This is a genomic window from Deltaproteobacteria bacterium (assembly GCA_029210625.1).
In the GTDB taxonomy this organism is placed as follows: Bacteria; Myxococcota; Myxococcia; order SLRQ01; family SLRQ01; genus JARGFU01.
In genome coordinates, this window is record JARGFU010000024.1 from 1 (window position 1) to 17,049 (window position 17,049).

A 17,049-nucleotide genomic window follows, 5' to 3' on the forward strand; every position below is an offset into this window, starting at 1 on the left:
GGCTCGGGCTCGGGCTCGGAGTTGTGGATCAAGACGAAAGTGAAGCTCATCGGGCTCCCTCCTGCTCCTGGCGGCGGGCGTTGGCCTTGCAGTGGGGGCAGTTGACGAAGACCGGGTCCAGCGAGTAGTCGACGTTCCGGGGGAGACGGCGGATCTCGGCCCCACAGGCGGTCGTCAGGTTGCGGCGGTTGAGAACGAGATGGGTCTTCATGGTCTAGGCCTCCTTTTCGTTTCGCATTTCGCGGATGACGTCCTTCGCGTCCTCCAGGGTGTCGGCCTCGAAGACTTCCTGGGTCGCGGTGTCGGTGACCTTCCACCAGAAGCCAAACCCCCCATAGTGAGAGCCAAACTTCTGAACGGTGAAGTCTCCCGATACGGTGCGGCGGATGGTGGGGTCATTGGTCGGGATCAGTTGCATGATCTGACTCCTATCGCTCGAGGGCGACATTGCAGAAGCGGGAGAGCCGGTCGGAAACTTCCTTATGCTCTGCGGACCCCAAGCCGTGCTTCGCGATCGCTTCGAGGAGCGCGGCCTTGAGGGCGTCGATCATCTTGTGGCTGGCTTCCATCTGGAACGTGGTCATGGTCTGACTCCTACAGGGAGAGGAAGAGCCCAGTGTTCGACTCGAAGTGGGGGACCAACATGTCGAAGAAGAGCCCCTCGGCTCTGCGCTGGTTCTTCAGCTCAAACTTGACGATCTTCCCCAGCTCCACGGTGTAGAGGTCGTCGGCGGTCAGGGTGACCTTGCAGTAGTTGAAGGAGCGCGAGCCCTTGAAGCGAAAGGAAAGGGCGTTGCCGTGGTCGAGCAGGTTGTGGGCGCCCACCATGCAGCGCAGCTTTCCAAAGCCGCCCATTTGCTCGATGATGGTCTTCGCGATCGCCTGGCTCATGGTCTTCTCCTTGGTTCTTGTTGGGTCGCCTTGCTTCCTTGTCTCCAATCTAGCCCCCCCATTGGGTGGTCGTCAAGGGAAAAAGTGATAAAAAATGAAAAAAAAGGGAGACCTGTCTCCAGGCCTCCCGAGGGGGGAAAGTCGCCCGCCTATCCCCGGCGGGCTGGGGTCGTCAGGACTTGACCGGGTTGTCGAACGTCGGGGCGAACGGGCTCTGGACCTGCTCGGGGTGGAACCTCGTGTGCGGCGGTTCGTCCCGTCCCTCCTCGATCGGGCGGATGTAGAAGAACTGCTGGTCCGAGTGGAAGACCTCCCAGCCGGCCTCGACCTGGTCGGGCTTGAACTGGCGCACCGGGACGGCCCGGTGCTCGAAGGCGAACTGCTTGGCGTGCATGGTCAGCTCCTTGTGAAGGGGAGGGTAGGGCGGTTGGCTAGCCCGAGACGGTCGGCCTGGAGCCAGAGCATCCGCCACCAGATGTCGACGTAGGCGTCGTGCAGCTCCCGATCCGAAACGGAGTCCTTGAAGTTGTCGTAGTCGATCCCCATGATCTGCTTCGAGAGCTCCGCGGCGACGACCTTCTTGGAGATGAGCGCCCGGTAGAAGTAGTCGGCCTCCTCGTCGGTGAAGACGTCGGGCAGGCAGTCAGGGAAGGCGCGCTGGATGTCGCCGTCCCTGCGCGCCCGCACGAGCAGGAAGTCTGGATCGCGTCGGTGCGCGACGATGGATACAAAGGCGTCATTCAGACAAATCCACACTTTTCTCCTCCTCCGACCTCTTTAGGTCCTTGCTTTCCCTCCATTGGGTGGTATGATACTAGACAAGGAGACAAGGAATGTCCACTAAAAAGCCTCGAGCCGTGCTCGCCCCGACCGCCAAAATGGCCGACCTGAAGTTCAAGTACCAGGCCTGCCCGATCGCGGAGACCCGCGACCGTGAGTGGGTCGACCGCCTCCGGACCTTCGAGGACTTCATCGCCAATGGTCCCCTTGCTGCCGATGGGATCCGCGACTCCGAGCCAAGGGACCAGGCCTGGATCCGGTCGCTCGCGCCCGACCTCCACGACCTCCTCCTCGAGACCTTCCCCGAGCCCTAGTAGCGGTAGGAGAGCCGCTCGTAGCGCAGCGGGATCCCCAGGACGATGTACTCGTTCTCCCGGTCGTAGTAGCTCATGTAGTCGCGCCCCTGCCGCCAGGTCTTGACGAAGTGCTCGTTCCTGGCCTTTAGGAGCAGTTTGACCGAGCTCGTGTAGTTGCCCTCGGTCGCTGCCGTCGATGCCACGGCGTTCGCCGTGTAGAGCCCCTCCGCCCCGGTCTCGTCCTTGTTGCCCTTGAGGTTCTTCGCTTGCCTGGCGTAGTCGCTGCGGGAGACGTACCGGATGACGTTGTATTCCTCATAACGATGCAGGCGCCGAAGCTGCCACTGGGTGAACTCGTATTCGGCATCGAGGACCTTCATGAGCTGCTCGGAGGTCATGCCGTAGTTGCTGACGAAGTGGTCGAAGTCCTGCCGCACCGCCTTCCGCAATAGGGTCTCCGCGTGGGCTTCCCGGTGGTAGCCCACCTCGAGGTTGAAGCGCTTGCGCGCCCAGTTCTTCAGCGCCCCGCCTCCGGAGGAGGAGGAGTTCGAGCTCCATCCCCCGCTCCCGTAGATGCTGCGGATCGCCTCGTCGGCCCGGGGGTGGATCTGGTTGATGTACTCCTTGAAGCGCCCCATGACCTTCATGGTGTCGTCGCGGGCCTTGTAGCTGGTCTGGGTCCCCTTCACCCCGTCGAAGTCGCGAGTCAGGTCGTCCAGGCCGTGTCGCGACCAGGTCTTGAAGACCTCGAGGTGCTGCCCGTAGCCCTCGTAGTGCTGGAAGTCGACGTTGTAGTGCTCGCGCAGCTTCTCGGAGCGGACCTGGAGGGAGCGCATGAGCGACTTGCGCTCGGCCTTGTCGAAGCCGGCCCCGACCAGGGCCTTCTCGATCGTGTCGTCATTGAGCGCGTCGAGCACCCCTCGGGCGACCTCTCCCTCCGCGAAGACGTCAGCGTTGAAGACGTGGTCGAAGACCTGGCCGGACTGCCGGTTGCGGGACCGCAGGGAGACGAGCTCGTCGATGTCCCCGCCGAAGTCCTTCGCGCCCCCCTGCGCCCGGTACTTGAACGAGCCCCCGGTGTCGACGACGACCAGGCGGTTCGTCGACCGGTCGAGGAGCAGGTTGTCGAACTCTTGGCCCACGACGTCCCAGTTCTTGGTCACGGTCGCGGCCATGTAGTGGCGGGCGAGGTCCTGGGCGCGGCTGGGGTCGGCGAGCTGCTCCCGGGACAGGCGCACCAGGTCGTCCCGCCACTGGGTCGCCAGGGCGACGCGCCCGTCGATGTTCGCGATCTGGGGGTTGAGGGTCTTCGCGCCCATCGCTTCGCAGAGCTGCGCGGAGGCGACCTCGGAGCGGGCCTGGTTGGCGTCCCGGTAGAACTTGACGTAGTAGTCCTTGCCGTCCGGCCCCCGGAACTTGCCGCCCTCGTTCGAACCGAGCTGCCCGCCGACCCGCTCCCAGGCGCCCGCGGGGAGCGCGGAGACGGCCCCCCCGTTTCCCAGGACGTAGGCGTTGAAGTCCTCCATCCCCTCGGCGACGGTGAAAGCGAGCTTGGGATTGCCGAGCAGGGTGACGCCCCCGCTGCCCTGGACGTTGTGGATGAAGGCGACGTCGTCGAGGTCGACCTCGGTCGCGATGACGAAGCCCTTGGGGCGGGCGAGGGCCGCGGCGGGCGGCTTGTACTCGTTGAGCGCCTGCGCCGCCTTGGCCCGCATCTCATCGGCCTTGTTGTAGCGCATGAGGAGCCGGACGTCCCAGTTGTCGGCGGCGGGCAGCTCTGCGAGCCCGTGCTGGGCGGCGTAGTGGATCCGGGCGAGCTCCCCCTTGTTGAGGCTGGCGAGGTTCTGCTTCGCCCAGGCCGGCAGGACCGGTTCGGGGGGAGGGGAGACGTCGCGGTAGGCCCGGGCCTTCGCCCTCTCGACGCTCGTCGTCCAGTTGCTCCCCGGGCTCGCGTCGAAGTGCTTCTTGTCGGCCTGGAAGAAGGAGGCGACCGAGCTCTCGTTGCCGTCCGGCACCGAAAGCCCCTTGTAGAGCTTGACCTTGGTGATCCCGGCCTTGCGGAGCGAGGCCTTCTGGAGCTCGGCGGTCTCGTCGAGGAGCCGCAGGATCTCCAGGGTCCGGTCCTTGCCGTGCATCATATCGAGCAGGTCGTCGAGGGTCTCGGTCCCCATGTTCTGCATCCACTCGAGGAGCTTGCCGGTGGGCGGCTGGCCGCTCTTGACGAGCCCGAGCGCGGCCCCCCATTCGGTCTGCGAGTGTTTGCCCTCGGCGAGGACCTTGTCGAAGGCGTCGAGGGCCTCGGGGGAGACCTTGACCTTCACGCTCCCGTCGCGGATGGACTGGGAGAGGGCCTTGCCGTAGCCGTTGAAGAGCTGCCCCTGGCCGGTGGTGCTCGTGCGGTCGGGCAGCATTCCCCCGTGCTCGTCCATCACGGCCTGGGTCAGGAGGCCGAAGTGCCTGCGGGCCAGCTCGCCCGAGTTGGTGGCGGTGATGGGGATCGCCCGGTCGAAGGCGGGGTCGATGTGCCCCCCCTTGCGCCAGCCCTCGGCCCGGAGGCGCGAGACCGCCTCGGCCATCTCCCGGGGGGGGAGGTGGATGATCTCCGAGAGCTTCTGGGCGCTCATGATCTCCTTGACGTGAGTCTTGGGGATGAGCCCCGCGGTCTCCTGTTGGACGTAGGAGACCATCTCCCCGTGCTTCATGTTGCGCTTGAGCGCGGCGACGGTCGCCTCCTTGGCCTTGGCCTTTTGCTCGACCTCGAGCGCCTTCTGCTTGGCGATCTCTGCCGCCTTCTCCTTCTTGTCCTTCTGGAGCTCCTCGCGCTTGGTCTTGAAGTAGTCCTGCTCGAGGATCTCGACGACGTGGCACAGGCAGTTCGGGTGCCAGGGGGGGAGCTTGACCGAGGCCCGCGTGACGCCCTTCGCGGGGTCGAAGAGGATCTCCTTCGCCAGCTCGTCGCAGATGTCCTGCCGGGGGTGGGATCCGGAGAGGATGATCCGGTAGCCCTTCAGGTAGGGCCGGCTCTGCCCGCTCTCCCGCAGCTCCTCGACGTAGGCTCGCGCCGTCTCGGTGCGGGCGATGACCTTGCACTGGTAGAGGGCCTTGTGCCCGAGCCATTGCTCGAGAGCGCGGTTGACGGCGCCGTAGGTGGTCGCCTGCTCGACGTTCTGGATGAACGCCTTGGTCGCTTTGCGGATCCCGAGATGCTGGAAGCCCTTCGCGCCCTTGCGCGTGAGGGAGTCGGCGTAGCTCCGGTAGAAGCGGGTGACTTGCTGGAGCTCGGCCTTCTTGGCGGGGTCGATGACGCCCGAGAGCCCACTGATACGCTGGTCGATCGCCCGGATGTAGCGGTTGCGAAGGGCGGCGTTGGTGAAGACCGAGACCTCTTGGAGGGCCTTCGCCGTCTTGACGATGTCCTGGCCGGCGGTGATCGCCTCCTGCATCCGGTTAAGGAACTGCGCCTGGTTGAGCGACGCGAGCTGCATGAGCCGCCCGGAGATCGAGAAGTGCGACTGCTGGCCCGAGAGCAGCGTCATGCTCCGCGTCGCCCCGAAGAGCTGCGCGGCCTTGACGTTGGGTTTGTCGAAGGCGATCGCGAAAAGCGGGTTCACGGCCTGGACGCCGTAGGCGTTGAGCATCCCCCGGATGATGACGTCCTGGCCGGTCTCGATCCCCGCCGCGAGGCACGCCTTGACGGCTTCGGCCTGCTCGTGGAAGACCGCGCTCAAGAGGGCCTGGATCTGGTCCTTGACCGACCAGGCGAGCCCCCCGTGTTGCAGCGCGTCGTTATAGGCGCGCCCGATTGCCATGATGGTCTTTGCCTTGTCCTTGATGAGCTTGGCCGGGAGCTCGGTGTCGAGCCGCATGAGCGCCGCGGCGATCTTCGGGCGCTGGTCGAGCCTGAGTTTGGCGAGGAGCCATTGCTCCCCGTATGCCAAGGGCCGGGGGGAGGTGAGGACCGGCTGGGGGTCGACGCGGCGGGCCAGGCTGGGCATGGTTAGGCGACCCGGTGGCGGGCCAGGGCCGCGGCCTCGAGGATCTGCTCGGCCAGAGCCGCCAGGCCCCCGTAGGCGGGCGTGACGCGCAAAGAGAAGCCTGGGTAGTTGTCCAGGGCCGTCTCGGAGAGGTGCTGGGGATCGCGCTCGGTGGGCGCCTGCCAGCCCTCGTAGGGGTCGATCCGCACGAGGAAGCCCCCCGGCTGGGAGAGGACCCACTTGGCCTCGTTGAGGAAGCGCACGTCGTCAACGATGATGTCCTCGCCAGGGTGCGCCTCGGCCCACTCCTGCATCCTCTTCGTCCAGTAGTCGGGGTCCTGCGCCCGCCGGAACTCGGTGCCGTGGTACTGGAGGATCTCCCCGAGGGTCATGAGCGGGCGCGGCATCTTCCAGGGGTCCGAGGGGAGCTGGGGGATCCGGTAGGCCTTGCCCTCCTGGGAGTAGGTCCAGCTCAGGGGGATCCCGAAGAGCTCGGAGACCTCCTCCTTGATCGCGTCCCCGAAGGCGCGGCGGCGGAAGGGCCGGCTGACCTGGAGGTTCTCGGCGACGGTGGTCTTGCCGCAGCGGATCTTCCCGCTAAGTCCGATGACGCTTTGCATCGTTGGTCTCCTGGGGAACGGGCTCGATGATGACGTAGAAGGTCCCGTCGTCGGGGTCGAGGATGTCAGAGAGAGCGACGGCCTGGTCGTCGCCCAGGTGGTCGAGCTTGCGGATCTCGGAGGAGCGCATACCAGCGAGCAGGTCTCGCACCTCTCCAAGGGTCCAGGTGGCCGGGGCGCTCACGGGACCCCCCACAGGACCGCCTTGACCAGCGCCCAGGCGATCCGGATCCGGTTCTTCAAGGGGACCTGGTTGGTCGTCGCGAGCTCTTGTGCCGGCGTATTCGGTCGAAGCACGCGCACAAAGCGCAGCCGGTTCCTCTTGGCACCGGGGACGGGGCCGAAGCCGTAGGAGAGGAAGATCATCCCCCCGGCGTCGACGGTTGCCCTGTTCTTGGCCCGCTGGCGGTCTTCGTAGGCGCTCATCGTGTCCTCCTCAGTTTTCGATGTAGTGGACGTAGAGGATCCCGTAGGGCTCCTCGTGCTCATCCGGCAGACAGAAGCAGTCGTGGGAGAACTGGTGGTCGGTGCCCCCCTCCCGGTTGTGGGGGTAGACGTGAGCCTCCCGTTGCCCCGTCACTGGATCTTCTGGGGAGACGTGGGTTCCCCAGCTCACTGAAGCGTTCCCGGCCCCTGCGGGGGCTCCTCGGCGCCCAGGGAGGGCGTTTTGCCGTTGATCGCGTCGACCCGGCCAGCGTCGAAGGAGGAGAGCAGGTCCTCGACGCCCCCAGCGTCGGGGTCCCAGGCGGTGATCGCGTCGTCCAGGCGGCCCGCAACATCGGGGGAGAGGTCGGGGAGGACCTTCCGCACGAGGGACCGGACAAACTCCTTCCAGACGTCGGCGGGCAGCTTGAGCCGGGAGAGCTTGTCCGCGAGCTCGGCCTCGGTCTGGGGGTCGGCCAGCGAGAAGGTGGTGGGGTACTGGACCTGGTAGTCCAGCTCGGCCTCCTCGAGGGAGGGGTAGCTGCCGGTCTCGTAGGCGAACCAGAGAGCCGCCAGCTTGAGCTCGAACTCCTTGAGCAGGTCGGCCTTCGAGGTCAGGGAGTGGTTGACCATCTCCCAGTCAAACGCCCAGGCGACGCCCGACTGAGCGACCCCGCCCATGTACTTGATCGCGCCGATCCGGTGGATCTCCTCGACGATCCAGCCGATGTGATCGGCGAGGACGGTCGCGTTCGCCGAGTCTGCCGAGATGAAGGCCGGGGCCTTGCCGCCCGGGAGGCTGGCGTCGTAGGGCAGGGCGCGGTCGGTCCCGACCTTGATGCCCGTGATGTCCTCGTCTGCCGACTGGACCGGGATGGTGAGGATCGAGAAGGACTGGTTGCGGAACAGCTCGGTCGCCTCCGAGAGGCGGTTGTAGAGCGCCTTGGCGAGCGGGACGATGTCCTCCAGCTCGGAGCGTCCCACGAGCTGGCCCATCTTCCCGAGCTTGTTGTAGAGACACAGGCCGGGGACGACGCCCAGGTTGTGTTCGACGGGCACGCCCTCAACGGTGTAGCCCCCGTCCTTGTCGTTCGGACGGTAGAGGGTCGTGTTCTGGCGCGTCCAAATCCGGATGAACTCGACGGTGGAGCGCGCCACAAGGGGATCGGACTCCCCCAGGGGGAGGACGCCGTAGACGTAGTGCGTCTCTCGCACCTTCACCCACCGCAGCTTCTTCGCCCGGTCCACGTCCCAGTCGAGCACGTCGGTCGGGTTGACGGCGTAGATGTAGGGCCGGATCCCCTCGCTCTTCACGTCGGCCTTGGTCACGGGCTCCCCGGACTCCTCCTTGGCGGCGATGACCTGGGAGCGTGGGAGGTCCATGAAGACCCAAACGTGGTCGTAGATCATCGCCTCCTTCATCGAGGTTCGGAGGAAGTCGTTGAGGCGCGTCCCGTTGCCGTCCACGTCGGCGAGCCACTTCTCGAGCTCGGGATTCTCGGTCGTGCGCGAGATCTCCTGCTTGAACAGGTGCCCGACCCTGGAGTCGATGATGAGGGAGCCGTAGGAGGGGATCCAGGCGAGCTCCTTGCGCTTCTTGAACTTGTCGGTCTCGATCCCGTCCTTGACCTCGCCCCCGTGGGCGACGAGGTAGGCGCCGTCCGCGAAGCCCCCCTCGAGGTAGTACAGGTTGGCGGCATCCGCCCACTTGTCTTTGCGGGCTTTGTACTCGGGGTGAATGGACTTGATTGTCTCGGCCATGAGGTCTCCTTAGAGCCAGTCTGGGTTGGCGCCTTTTTGCTCGGGGATCTTGTCGAGGTAGTCGAGACCCTGGGAGGTCATATCGACGCAGTCGTCGTTCTTGGCGTTCGGGAACGTGGCGAGCTCGTCGATGTAGTCGTCGACCCACGGGAAGAGCCGCGGGTGCGGGATGATGACGTTGCCAGCCTCGAAGAGCGGTTGGTGGGCGAAGGCCCGGGTGTACTTGTCCCCTCGGGGCTCGTAGCCGATGATCCCTGAGACGATCTTGCGGAGCGTGGCGATGAGCGCCGGCCCGTTAGCCTTCTTCTCGACGATCTTCGCCTTGGCTTGGGGCCACTTGGCGGTCAGTTTCCGCAGCGCCTTGATGGTGTCTGGAAACTCCTCTTGCTCCCGGTGCAGGTCGAGCAGGTAGCGCTCGGCCCCGGCGCGGGCCAGGACCCCGCCCACGGCGTAGGAGTGGCCGTCATCCTCGGCGGTGAGGTCGCCCTTGGTGAAGGGCAGGTCCCAGGACTGGATGACGCGGGTAAAGCCGCCGGGAAGGGTAACGACCTCGCAGAGGTGGATCGTGCCGTCTGCCTTCTTGACCGGGACCGGGGGGAGGTTGGCGCCCGCCGGTTGCCAGAAGCGGAAGTAGTAGCGCTTGAAGAGCCCGCCCTCGTCGGGGCTCGGCTCTTGGATGTACTGCCCCGCGTAGCCGTAGGTCCCCAGGCGCTTCTTCATCTTCTTGTGCTCGGCCTCCCCCTCCCGGGCCTCGTGGAGGTAGGTGCCGGCGTCGATGTCGACGCCCGTGACCGCTTCGCCCTCGCCGCCGATCTGCCGGGGCCGGAAGAAGTCGAACACGGCGGGCCGCTCGAAGTAGCCGGGGATCTTGAGGTGGGTCCACTCGCCCTCGCCCTCGAGCTCGCCCTCGAGCAGATGCCCCGTCAGGTCGAGCTCGTGGAGGCGCTGCATGATGACGATGATGACGCCGTTCTTCTTGTCGTTGAGGCGGTTGTAGAAGGTCCCGTCGAACCAGGTGTTGGCGTTCTTCCGCTCCTTGAACGACGCGGCCTGCTTGGGGTTGACGGGGTCGTCGACGATGAGGATGTTGCCGCCGCGGCCCGTCTGGGTTCCGCCTACGCCCACGGCGATCCGGTGGCCGCGTTGCGTGGTGACGAACATCGACTGGGTATCCTTCCCCATCCGATCGCGGGCGCCCGCGACGCGAGTGTCGGGGAAGACCTCCTGATACCACTCCTGCTCCATGAGGAAGCGCGTGGCGATGCCGTGCTCCTGCGCCAGGTCCCCCGAGTAGGAGGCGCACATAAAGCGCTCGCTGGGGTCGTTGCCCAGGACCCAAGCGGGGAAGGCGATCGTCGCCGTCATGCTCTTCAGGTAGCGCGGGACGATGTTGACGATGAGGCGCTTGATCTCACGTCGGGCGCAGGCCTCGAGGTGGTCGGCGACGGCGTCGATGTGCCAGTTCCAGAGGAGCTTGGTGTTGGGGTCCAGCGTGCGGAAGGCGTAGCGCGTAAACGTGGACAGGCCCGCCCGGATCTGCGGGATGTCACGCTCGAACTTCCGGCGGTCGACCTGCTCGCGTGCGAGCTCGGAGAGCAGACGCAGGTCTGCATGGTCGAGCTTCCTCGACGCGCTGCGGAGCGCCTTGAGCCCGTCCGGCCCCAAGACCTTCGCAGCCTGCGGCAGGATCTCAGTCGGTATTCCCAGCCCCACTCTTGCTCCCCATAATCATCTCCCCCAGCGCGGCCAGAGCGAGCAGCTCCTCGTCGCTGAGTTTCGAGAGGTCGATGATCGGCGCGCCGTCCTTGCCGGTGATCTCGTGAGCGCTCGGCGCGTTGAGCCCGATGAGCTTCGCCTCGCGCTCGTCGATCTTGACGACGGCGTAGATCGCCTTGGTGTCCCCCTTGCGGGCTCGTGCCCAGACCGAAGCCCTCATATCGTCGAGGCGCTGGAGCTGGAGCTCGAGGAGCTCTTCCGCCGGCTCCCTGGTGATCTCCCGAAGCGCGGTCTGGACCGCCTTGTGCGCGGCCCCCCGGTCGGCATAGCCCACTTGCTGGGCGATGATCTCGTAGGTGTAGCCGGCCTTCTTGAGCTCGAGGGCCTTGCGGCGCTTGTGCGCGGCTGCGACCGTGCGCTCGGTGACCTTCTTCGTCTTGGGGCGGCGGCGCGCTGGTTTCCCCTTCTTCGGGGCCGTCGCCGGGGCCTTGGTCTTCGCCATCTGTTGTCTTCCCCTAGCGTTGTCCTATCGTACCGGCAAGCCAGCAAGCCAGCAAGACAGGCATTTAGACGAGCCCTTTGGGACCCCCCTGGGTACAGACCCAAACGGGGCTCTTGCGCCCGCCTACGCAGAGGACGCGGCTGTGACCGAAGGCCTCGGCCAGGAGCGACTTGACCAGCCAGGAAGAGGCGACCCACCCCTTGGACGTGGTCGTTTTGCGGGGGTCCTCGGGGTAGTTGCAGAGCAGGAGCCCCCCAGGGCGCACGCAGCTCGCCGCCTGGTCGATGACGAGCTTCAGCGTCGGGGGGTTGGGCTGGACGTTGAGGACGTTCGAGAGGAGCACCGCGTCGTAGGCCCCGGGGATGATGTGCCGCTCGCTTCCCGGGTGCCACAGGTCGCAGCCCACGGCGTCGTAGCCCATCTCGCGGAGCTGGGCGACCTGGGCGGCGTAGCGCCCGCAGCCGAAGTCGAGGACCTTGGCCGGCGGCGGCAGCGTGCGAACCAGGACGCGGAAGGGAAGGGGGGCGATGCCCACGGCACCGCGGCCCCGGCTGGTGCGCTTGATCGCGTCGGTATCCATCACTCGGGGGTCCTTTCCTGGGTGAGTTCGAGGCTAAGTTCGAGGCTGGCGACCCCGATCGCGATAACGGCGAGGGCCCCGTGCTTGGCGACGAACGCCTTGACCTCGGCGACGAGCGCCTCGATTTTCGCCTGGTCCTCCGCGGGCAGGGTCGCCAGGTCGCGGCGCATCACTTCGAGTTGGAGCTGGGTGGTGGTCCTCATGGGTCCAGCTCGATCCCGATGTCGGCGGCGTCCGCGTCGAGGGTGCCGTATATCACCTCGAAGGAGATCTGGTCGGCCTGTCGGAGCTGGCGGGCCGGGATCTTGCGGAAGGAGACGATGGTGCCCTCCATCCGGCGGGCCTTGCCGTAGCCCCGGGAGAGGAGGACGCGCCGGCCCAAGCGGCAGGTCCTCTCGTTGAACCGGTGCCCGTACTCGCGGAGCTCGTTGGTCTTGATCCCCATCTCGAAGGCGTCGTAGTAGACGCCCATGAGCGGGATGAAGAGGGCCTTCTCCTCGGGACTCACTGCCTGGTGACTCATGGTTCCTCCGGTAGGAAATACTCAAGGATATTCATCGTTTTACGGGTTGCACGGGAGGCCTCCTCGACCTTCTTGGGGTCAGGAGCCGGCCCGAGGGGGTCGTCGCTCATGGTGAGGAACTGGAAGTCAGGACCCCCGGGAGGGCAGGGCACCTCGGGGGGGCGCGGGCACAGGGAGCACCAGCCGGAACACGTCGGGGCGCACATGGGGTCCACAAAGCCGGATCGAACGGCGTGCGGGGTGCGGAAAATTTGGCCGGCGCGGCTGCGCCGCCTCCTATCTTGCCCCCCCCGGGTTCCGCGGCCCCCCCCCGCTCGGCGGTGCCCTTCGCGAGCTCGATCCGGCACGGGGCACAGTAGAGGCCGTTGTACTTCGACCAGGCGAGGCTTGCCCACGGCAGGAGCTTGCCACAACCTTCGCAGTAATCGCGAGCGTAGATCTCGAGCTGGGTTTCGTTCGAAATGTAGAGGGGGTGCCGCGGATGCCCGTCCTTGGTGACGCCCAGGCAGACCCTCTTGTTGGTGGGGATCATGCGGAGCACTTCCCGGGCACGGCCCCGGAGCTCCCCGTGGACGCCCCAGGCGAGGACGACGGTGTCGGCGACCGAGATGATCTTGGCGAGGGCCTCGTCGTTGCCCGGGCCGATGGGGTCGGGCTCGGTGTAGAGCGCCTTCGGATCCGTTGAGCGCAGCCCAAAGAGGTTGACCATGTAGAAGCGCTCGTAGTCCAGCGAGCGCGCCCGCCTCTCGCAGCGCGTGATGGTGGGGTCGTTGACGTTCTGGTCGGCGGTCGAGGGGTTGAGCCCCAGGAAGGCGATCGACTGGACGACGTCGAACGTGAAGAGCGGCGTTCCGATGTCCCGCCAGAGGACGTATCGGTAGGTCTCGCTCTCGGAGAAGACCGCCCCGCCGTGGGTGCCGAGAATTGTCTTCATTCGCCAACCCCCTCGCTCCTCCGCCGCTCCCGCCGCTTCGCTCGGCGCCAGCGCCTCCGCTCCTTGCTGCTCGGGGCGCCTCCTGCTTCATACCCGGTTCCGTAGGTCGGCATGAGCTCTCTCCTTATCCGCCGCGGTTGCGGCGCTGGGCCTTCTGACGGGCCTTGCGCTTGGCTTTCTTGGCCGCGCCTGCCTTGTGGTGTAGGCCTTGGCCTGAACGTCCCTTCTCGGGCCTCCTGGGAGCTCCCAGGGCGCCAAGGCCGGCAGCGAGGGCAAACAGGGTTGTCGTGGTCAGGGCGGCGGGGCTAGCCATTGGTGATCTCCTCCTTCCAGAAGCACTCGGTCTCCTCGGGGTCGAGGTCGGGGATCTTGCGCTTGCAGGCGTAGAAGTTCTGACAGTCGCGGCAGGTCGTCTTCTCGGTCACGGTGTAACCTCCTGGCGCATCGCCCCCACGGGGGTCATTCATCGCCGCCGGCCTTTCCTCTTGACCAGCGGTTCCGGGGCCTCCGGAGGCGGGCGCATCGGGGGGAAGACCCTGTACTCCTTCCCCTTGAGCTTCCATCCAAAAGGGTTGTCGTGGTCCTCCGTCTCGCAACCCAGCCCCTCGTAGATCTTCCGCGTGCTCAGGCGCCCCTCGACGGCCTGGTCCCACCAGCGGAAGCAGGGGTCGCAGTCGAAGGGGATCCGCAGCGACCCGGAGGCGTCGAGGGAGGGAGCGCTCACGCGACCCTCCGCGTCCCGAACACCTTCCAGTCGTCGAGCAGGGAGAGGCGGATGACGTCCCCCGTGCGGATCCAGCGCCCGTACCAGGTCTGCTCGAGCCTCTCGAACTTGAAGTGGAGGAAGGATTCGCTCCCGCTCTTGGCGTAGGCGGCGAGGGCCTCCTTCCTCGGGACCTTCGCGTGGGTGTAGGTGTTCCCCCGGTACTCGATGCACGGGGCAGGGCGCGTCAGGCGCCCCACGGCGGCGCGGAAAAGGCCTATGATCTTCATCGTCTTAGACCTTCCAGCCGTGCGCCTGGGCGGCGAGGACGTTCCAGTTGACCGACCACCCCGGCGAGCACGCGATCAGCTTCTCGACGAAGCGGACGGTGGGCAGGGCGCGCCCCTTCTCGATGTCGCAGAGGTATTGCTGGGAGATCCCCAGGGCGCGGGCGAACTCCTTCTGGGTCAGGTTCCACTTGTTGCGAAGGGCGACGAGCGCCTCGTTGAACCGTTGCATACTCATAGCGCGTTGATCCCCTTGTCGGAGTAGCCCCCGATCGTCATGGTGTAGATCCCCATCTTCAGCGCGTCGTAGGCGGCGGTGATCCGGGGGTCGTCGTCGACGGCGATGACGGTCGGGCGGCAGTCGTTGATGTAGTAAATCGACGGCAGATCGGCGACCTCACGCTTCACGATCTCGGTCTTGAACTCGACCCCGGGGCGGCGGTCGCCGTGGGGTCGCATGATGAGGTGCTCGTAGTCGCCGAGACCGTTCGCGGCGAGCCAGTGGGCGGTCACTGAGCGCTGGCTCTCGGCCCGGGCGGTGAGGAAGAAGACGTCGACCTGGCTCTCCATGAGCCCGCGCACGAGGAGAAAGCCCCCCGGGATGACGGGGTCCTTCTCGGCCCCCTCGTGGAACGTGGCCCAAGCGGCGTCGTCCCTCTTGTTGCCGTGGAGGGCAAGCATCCTCTCGCGGCGGCGGCGGGCGTCGGCGACGACCCCGTCGATGTCGATGAAAGCGATCATTCGCAGTTCTCCTCCTTCCAACGATTGAGCTCCTCGAGCTCGTGTTCAACTTGTTCCAGCCGGGACTGGTAGACGGCGAGCTGGCGCTCCTTGTAGTCCCTGGCGTGCCTCCAGGCCTCGCGGGCGTTGTTGTAGTAGGCGCGAGTCTTGGTGCGCCTCTTGGTCTTGTAGGTAACGGGGTAGAGCTCCCCGGTCCCTCGGCGTAACAGGTCCTCGGTGACGGTGACGTGGGTCTCGGTGGCCTCGGACACGTCGGCCACGACGGGCAGTGGGAAGTCCTTCCGGACCAACCACCAGCCCCCGCTCACGGGACGCTCCCTTCCAGTTCCAGGGCGAGCCGGACGGCGTCGCCGGCCTCGGCGGCGTGCTCGTAGCCGGGGTCGAGCAGGGCGTAGAGGCCGTCGAGGTTGCGGATCAGGGTCTCGTAGAAGACGCGCTTGCCCCGGTGGGTGACGCGCTCGAGCTGGTCCTCGGCCCATGCCATCCAGGCTTGCAGGAGGACGACGAACGAGGCCTGCCTCCCGAGTTTCTCAGTGATCTCGATCGCCTTAGCGCTCAGGGCTTGGACGACGCCGGCCTTGGTGACGTAGAACGCCAGGACGTCGGCGCTCGGCCCGGAGACGTGCTCGATGATCCGGTCGCACCAGATCCGCACGGGCTCCTCGGTCTCCTGGTGCTTCTTGACCAAGTCGCACAGGAGAGCGATCGAGCAAACGGCGACGTAGGTCCTCCGGTTGGCGCGGCTCATCTAGGGGACGATGCCGTAGACGATCTTGGAGACCTGGGAGCGCCCGATGTTGAACTCCCTCGCGAGGGCCTGGAACGCCTCGTCGGTCTTCGTCCCTGCCTCCCGCAGCTCCTTCCAGCTCTGGCGCATTTTGGCGTTCCGGGCGGCGCGCTGGGGTTGGGTTGTGTGCCAGGCCTTCTTCGTTTCCATCGGTCTCTCTCCTCGTGGTGGCATGGTGACAAAACGCTTTGCTGGCTCAGTAGGCGAACTCGTCCTCGGGATAGTAGAGCTGGCCCGACTCCTCACGGCCCAAGGCGTTCATCGCATCGGCCAGGTTGAGCGCCGTCCAGAACTCGGCGGCGTCCTCGGCGTAGGTGCGGGCGCAGGGCGCGCAGACGGCCTCGCCGGTCTCGACGATCATGAACTCGGCGGGATCGGAGCAGTGGACGCAGCGCCCACGCTCGGCGAAGCGGGCCTTGCGGAACCAGTCCTTGACGGTCTTGAGCCTCTTGGCGACACGCTCGGCCAGGGCGCGGCGGTGCGCCGGCTCCAGCTCGTCGACGTTGAAGTGGACCTCGATCAATCGGCCAGGGCTCATTGGTGCCTCCTATCGTTGCGGTGCGTGCCGGCGTCCGGGCAGGTCGCGAAGTGCGAGATCCTGCCGCTCACGACGGCCCCCTCATCGGTGACGATGACGACGCGGGGCAGGTCGACCGGGTTCTTCTTGCCGCTGGCGAGTTTGACCCAGTCGATCTCCGCGGCGCAGCTTCGGCACCGGCTCACTCGCCACCCCCGGGCCAGATCTCGGCGATCGCGTACTGGGAGATCTCCCTCGGGGTGAGGAAGCAGGTCCCCCCGTCGATCTCGTCCGGGATCTTGCCGTCGAACGGGCGCGCCTCGTGGTGGTTGTAGCTGGTCTTGTCGTTGCGCTCGATCGCCCGCATCGCCTCAACGGCGATCTCCAGCCGCTCGCGCAGGACGGACTCGGGGATCTCCTCCTCGACGCTGGCGCCGTAGATCCTCATGAGCCTCGCAACGGGGCCGGGGATCGCCCGGGACTCCCGGCGCCAGTTCTCAACGGAACGCTCGGTAGAGTTGAGCTTCTCGGCCATCTCCGCGTTCGTGACGCCGAGCATATCTTGGATCTCCAAGAACTCGTCGGCGGTCATGGTGTCGCGCCGGATCGGTTTCCTCTTCATGCCGTCCTCCTTTGTGTCTTTTCCTTCGTTCCACTCGTTGAGAAGTATCCACCCAACGAGAGGCAAAAGCAAGGTCCCCTTTTCCGGGGACCCCCCTTCAGCTCTGGTTGTGCAGGATGACGCGGGCCTTGCCGGCCTCCGCGGCGAGGCGTGCGGCCTCCCACTCGCTGTAGTGCTCCTTGTCGCGCTCGTAGTGGTAGGCGCCCCACTTCTCGGCCCAAGCCGCGACGAGCTCCATCTCCTCGGCGTAGGTGCGCTCGTAGTTGTCGAGCCAGTCGGGGCAGACGACGTCGAGGACGTCGCAGATGTTGAAGGCCTCGATCGGCGCCTGGTCCCGGTCGATCAGGCACATTGGTTGGACTCCGGTCTCGTGCGGGGTCTGGATCATCGCG

The 17,049-nt window shown here is 66.2% G+C and carries 29 protein-coding genes; 1 reads left to right on the plus strand and 28 read right to left on the minus strand.

The genetic code is table 11. The features are described from left to right. Positions 1–46: 46 nt before the first annotated feature. The 6 genes from P1V51_19675 to P1V51_19700 form a co-directional block, all read right to left on the minus strand. On the minus strand, positions 47–211 hold the full coding sequence (locus P1V51_19675; protein ID MDF1565266.1) for a hypothetical protein: 165 nt from the start codon (positions 209–211) through the stop codon (positions 47–49). A 3-nt stretch (positions 212–214) separates the two neighbouring features. Further along, positions 215–418: a hypothetical protein gene (locus tag P1V51_19680; GenBank protein ID MDF1565267.1), complete on the minus strand. Its 204-nt coding sequence runs from the start codon at positions 416–418 to the stop codon at positions 215–217. A 10-nt stretch (positions 419–428) separates the two neighbouring features. Beyond that, complete coding sequence (locus P1V51_19685; GenBank protein MDF1565268.1) at positions 429–584, minus strand: hypothetical protein; 156 nt, start codon at positions 582–584, stop codon at positions 429–431. Positions 585–594: 10 nt separating this feature from the next. Then, complete coding sequence (locus P1V51_19690) at positions 595–891, minus strand: hypothetical protein (protein MDF1565269.1); 297 nt, start codon at positions 889–891, stop codon at positions 595–597. Between the two features lie 172 nt (positions 892–1,063). Then, the gene (locus P1V51_19695) at positions 1,064–1,285 is read right to left on the minus strand and encodes a hypothetical protein (protein MDF1565270.1); all 222 of its coding nucleotides are present in this window, start codon (positions 1,283–1,285) and stop codon (positions 1,064–1,066) included. A 2-nt stretch (positions 1,286–1,287) separates the two neighbouring features. Then, entirely contained in the window at positions 1,288–1,578 is a 291-nt protein-coding gene (locus P1V51_19700) for a hypothetical protein (GenBank protein ID MDF1565271.1), read from the minus strand. 170 nt (positions 1,579–1,748) lie between these two features. On the opposite strand from P1V51_19700, the gene P1V51_19705 reads away from it, so the two are divergent. After that, positions 1,749–1,985 carry a hypothetical protein gene (locus P1V51_19705; protein ID MDF1565272.1) on the plus strand — a complete coding sequence of 79 codons (237 nt, stop codon included), beginning with the start codon at positions 1,749–1,751 and terminating at the stop codon, positions 1,983–1,985. On the opposite strand, the gene P1V51_19710 is transcribed toward P1V51_19705, so the two are convergent. The 22 genes from P1V51_19710 to P1V51_19815 form a co-directional block, all read right to left on the minus strand. After that, on the minus strand, positions 1,982–5,833 hold the full coding sequence (locus P1V51_19710; protein MDF1565273.1) for an NAD(+)--dinitrogen-reductase ADP-D-ribosyltransferase: 3,852 nt from the start codon (positions 5,831–5,833) through the stop codon (positions 1,982–1,984). The genes P1V51_19705 and P1V51_19710 overlap by 4 nt on opposite strands. Positions 5,834–5,964: 131 nt before the next feature. Then, positions 5,965–6,561, minus strand: coding sequence for a hypothetical protein (locus P1V51_19715; GenBank protein MDF1565274.1), 597 nt, complete (start codon positions 6,559–6,561; stop codon positions 5,965–5,967). After that, the gene (locus P1V51_19720; GenBank protein ID MDF1565275.1) at positions 6,539–6,712 is read right to left on the minus strand and encodes a hypothetical protein; all 174 of its coding nucleotides are present in this window, start codon (positions 6,710–6,712) and stop codon (positions 6,539–6,541) included. The genes P1V51_19715 and P1V51_19720 overlap by 23 nt, the downstream gene beginning before the upstream one ends. A 29-nt stretch (positions 6,713–6,741) precedes the next feature. Then, complete coding sequence (locus P1V51_19725) at positions 6,742–6,987, minus strand: hypothetical protein (GenBank protein ID MDF1565276.1); 246 nt, start codon at positions 6,985–6,987, stop codon at positions 6,742–6,744. 10 nt (positions 6,988–6,997) lie between these two features. Further along, positions 6,998–7,141, minus strand: coding sequence for a hypothetical protein (locus P1V51_19730; GenBank protein MDF1565277.1), 144 nt, complete (start codon positions 7,139–7,141; stop codon positions 6,998–7,000). A 32-nt stretch (positions 7,142–7,173) separates the two neighbouring features. Continuing rightward, positions 7,174–8,745: a hypothetical protein gene (locus P1V51_19735; protein ID MDF1565278.1), complete on the minus strand. Its 1,572-nt coding sequence runs from the start codon at positions 8,743–8,745 to the stop codon at positions 7,174–7,176. 9 nt (positions 8,746–8,754) lie between these two features. Then, positions 8,755–10,410: a phage terminase large subunit gene (gene terL, locus P1V51_19740; protein ID MDF1565279.1), complete on the minus strand. Its 1,656-nt coding sequence runs from the start codon at positions 10,408–10,410 to the stop codon at positions 8,755–8,757. Positions 10,411–10,435: 25 nt separating this feature from the next. Beyond that, positions 10,436–10,963 carry a hypothetical protein gene (locus tag P1V51_19745; protein MDF1565280.1) on the minus strand — a complete coding sequence of 176 codons (528 nt, stop codon included), beginning with the start codon at positions 10,961–10,963 and terminating at the stop codon, positions 10,436–10,438. Positions 10,964–11,027: 64 nt separating this feature from the next. Further along, positions 11,028–11,543 carry a methyltransferase domain-containing protein gene (locus tag P1V51_19750; GenBank protein ID MDF1565281.1) on the minus strand — a complete coding sequence of 172 codons (516 nt, stop codon included), beginning with the start codon at positions 11,541–11,543 and terminating at the stop codon, positions 11,028–11,030. Then, on the minus strand, positions 11,543–11,746 hold the full coding sequence (locus tag P1V51_19755; protein ID MDF1565282.1) for a hypothetical protein: 204 nt from the start codon (positions 11,744–11,746) through the stop codon (positions 11,543–11,545). The genes P1V51_19750 and P1V51_19755 overlap by 1 nt, the downstream gene beginning before the upstream one ends. Then, positions 11,743–12,066, minus strand: a complete 324-nt coding sequence (locus tag P1V51_19760) for a hypothetical protein (GenBank protein MDF1565283.1) — start codon at positions 12,064–12,066, stop codon at positions 11,743–11,745. The genes P1V51_19755 and P1V51_19760 overlap by 4 nt, the downstream gene beginning before the upstream one ends. A 106-nt stretch (positions 12,067–12,172) precedes the next feature. Further along, positions 12,173–13,000: a DUF1643 domain-containing protein gene (locus P1V51_19765; GenBank protein MDF1565284.1), complete on the minus strand. Its 828-nt coding sequence runs from the start codon at positions 12,998–13,000 to the stop codon at positions 12,173–12,175. 463 nt (positions 13,001–13,463) lie between these two features. Then, positions 13,464–13,724 carry a hypothetical protein gene (locus P1V51_19770; GenBank protein ID MDF1565285.1) on the minus strand — a complete coding sequence of 87 codons (261 nt, stop codon included), beginning with the start codon at positions 13,722–13,724 and terminating at the stop codon, positions 13,464–13,466. After that, entirely contained in the window at positions 13,721–13,993 is a 273-nt protein-coding gene (locus tag P1V51_19775; GenBank protein MDF1565286.1) for a hypothetical protein, read from the minus strand. The genes P1V51_19770 and P1V51_19775 overlap by 4 nt, the downstream gene beginning before the upstream one ends. 4 nt (positions 13,994–13,997) lie before the next feature. After that, the gene (locus tag P1V51_19780; GenBank protein ID MDF1565287.1) at positions 13,998–14,228 is read right to left on the minus strand and encodes a helix-turn-helix transcriptional regulator; all 231 of its coding nucleotides are present in this window, start codon (positions 14,226–14,228) and stop codon (positions 13,998–14,000) included. Then, entirely contained in the window at positions 14,225–14,731 is a 507-nt protein-coding gene (locus P1V51_19785; GenBank protein MDF1565288.1) for an HAD family acid phosphatase, read from the minus strand. The genes P1V51_19780 and P1V51_19785 overlap by 4 nt, the downstream gene beginning before the upstream one ends. Next, complete coding sequence (locus P1V51_19790) at positions 14,728–15,039, minus strand: hypothetical protein (GenBank protein ID MDF1565289.1); 312 nt, start codon at positions 15,037–15,039, stop codon at positions 14,728–14,730. The genes P1V51_19785 and P1V51_19790 overlap by 4 nt, the downstream gene beginning before the upstream one ends. After that, positions 15,036–15,479: a hypothetical protein gene (locus P1V51_19795; protein MDF1565290.1), complete on the minus strand. Its 444-nt coding sequence runs from the start codon at positions 15,477–15,479 to the stop codon at positions 15,036–15,038. Before P1V51_19795 ends, P1V51_19790 begins: the two co-directional genes overlap by 4 nt. Beyond that, on the minus strand, positions 15,480–15,608 hold the full coding sequence (locus P1V51_19800) for a hypothetical protein (GenBank protein ID MDF1565291.1): 129 nt from the start codon (positions 15,606–15,608) through the stop codon (positions 15,480–15,482). It abuts the gene before it with no gap. 106 nt (positions 15,609–15,714) lie between these two features. Beyond that, on the minus strand, positions 15,715–16,056 hold the full coding sequence (locus P1V51_19805) for a hypothetical protein (GenBank protein MDF1565292.1): 342 nt from the start codon (positions 16,054–16,056) through the stop codon (positions 15,715–15,717). A gap of 181 nt (positions 16,057–16,237) precedes the next feature. After that, positions 16,238–16,657, minus strand: a complete 420-nt coding sequence (locus tag P1V51_19810; protein ID MDF1565293.1) for a hypothetical protein — start codon at positions 16,655–16,657, stop codon at positions 16,238–16,240. Positions 16,658–16,754: 97 nt separating this feature from the next. Continuing rightward, positions 16,755–17,045 (minus strand): hypothetical protein, encoded by a 291-nt coding sequence (locus P1V51_19815; protein ID MDF1565294.1) that lies wholly within the window; start codon positions 17,043–17,045, stop codon positions 16,755–16,757. Positions 17,046–17,049: the final 4 nt, after the last annotated feature.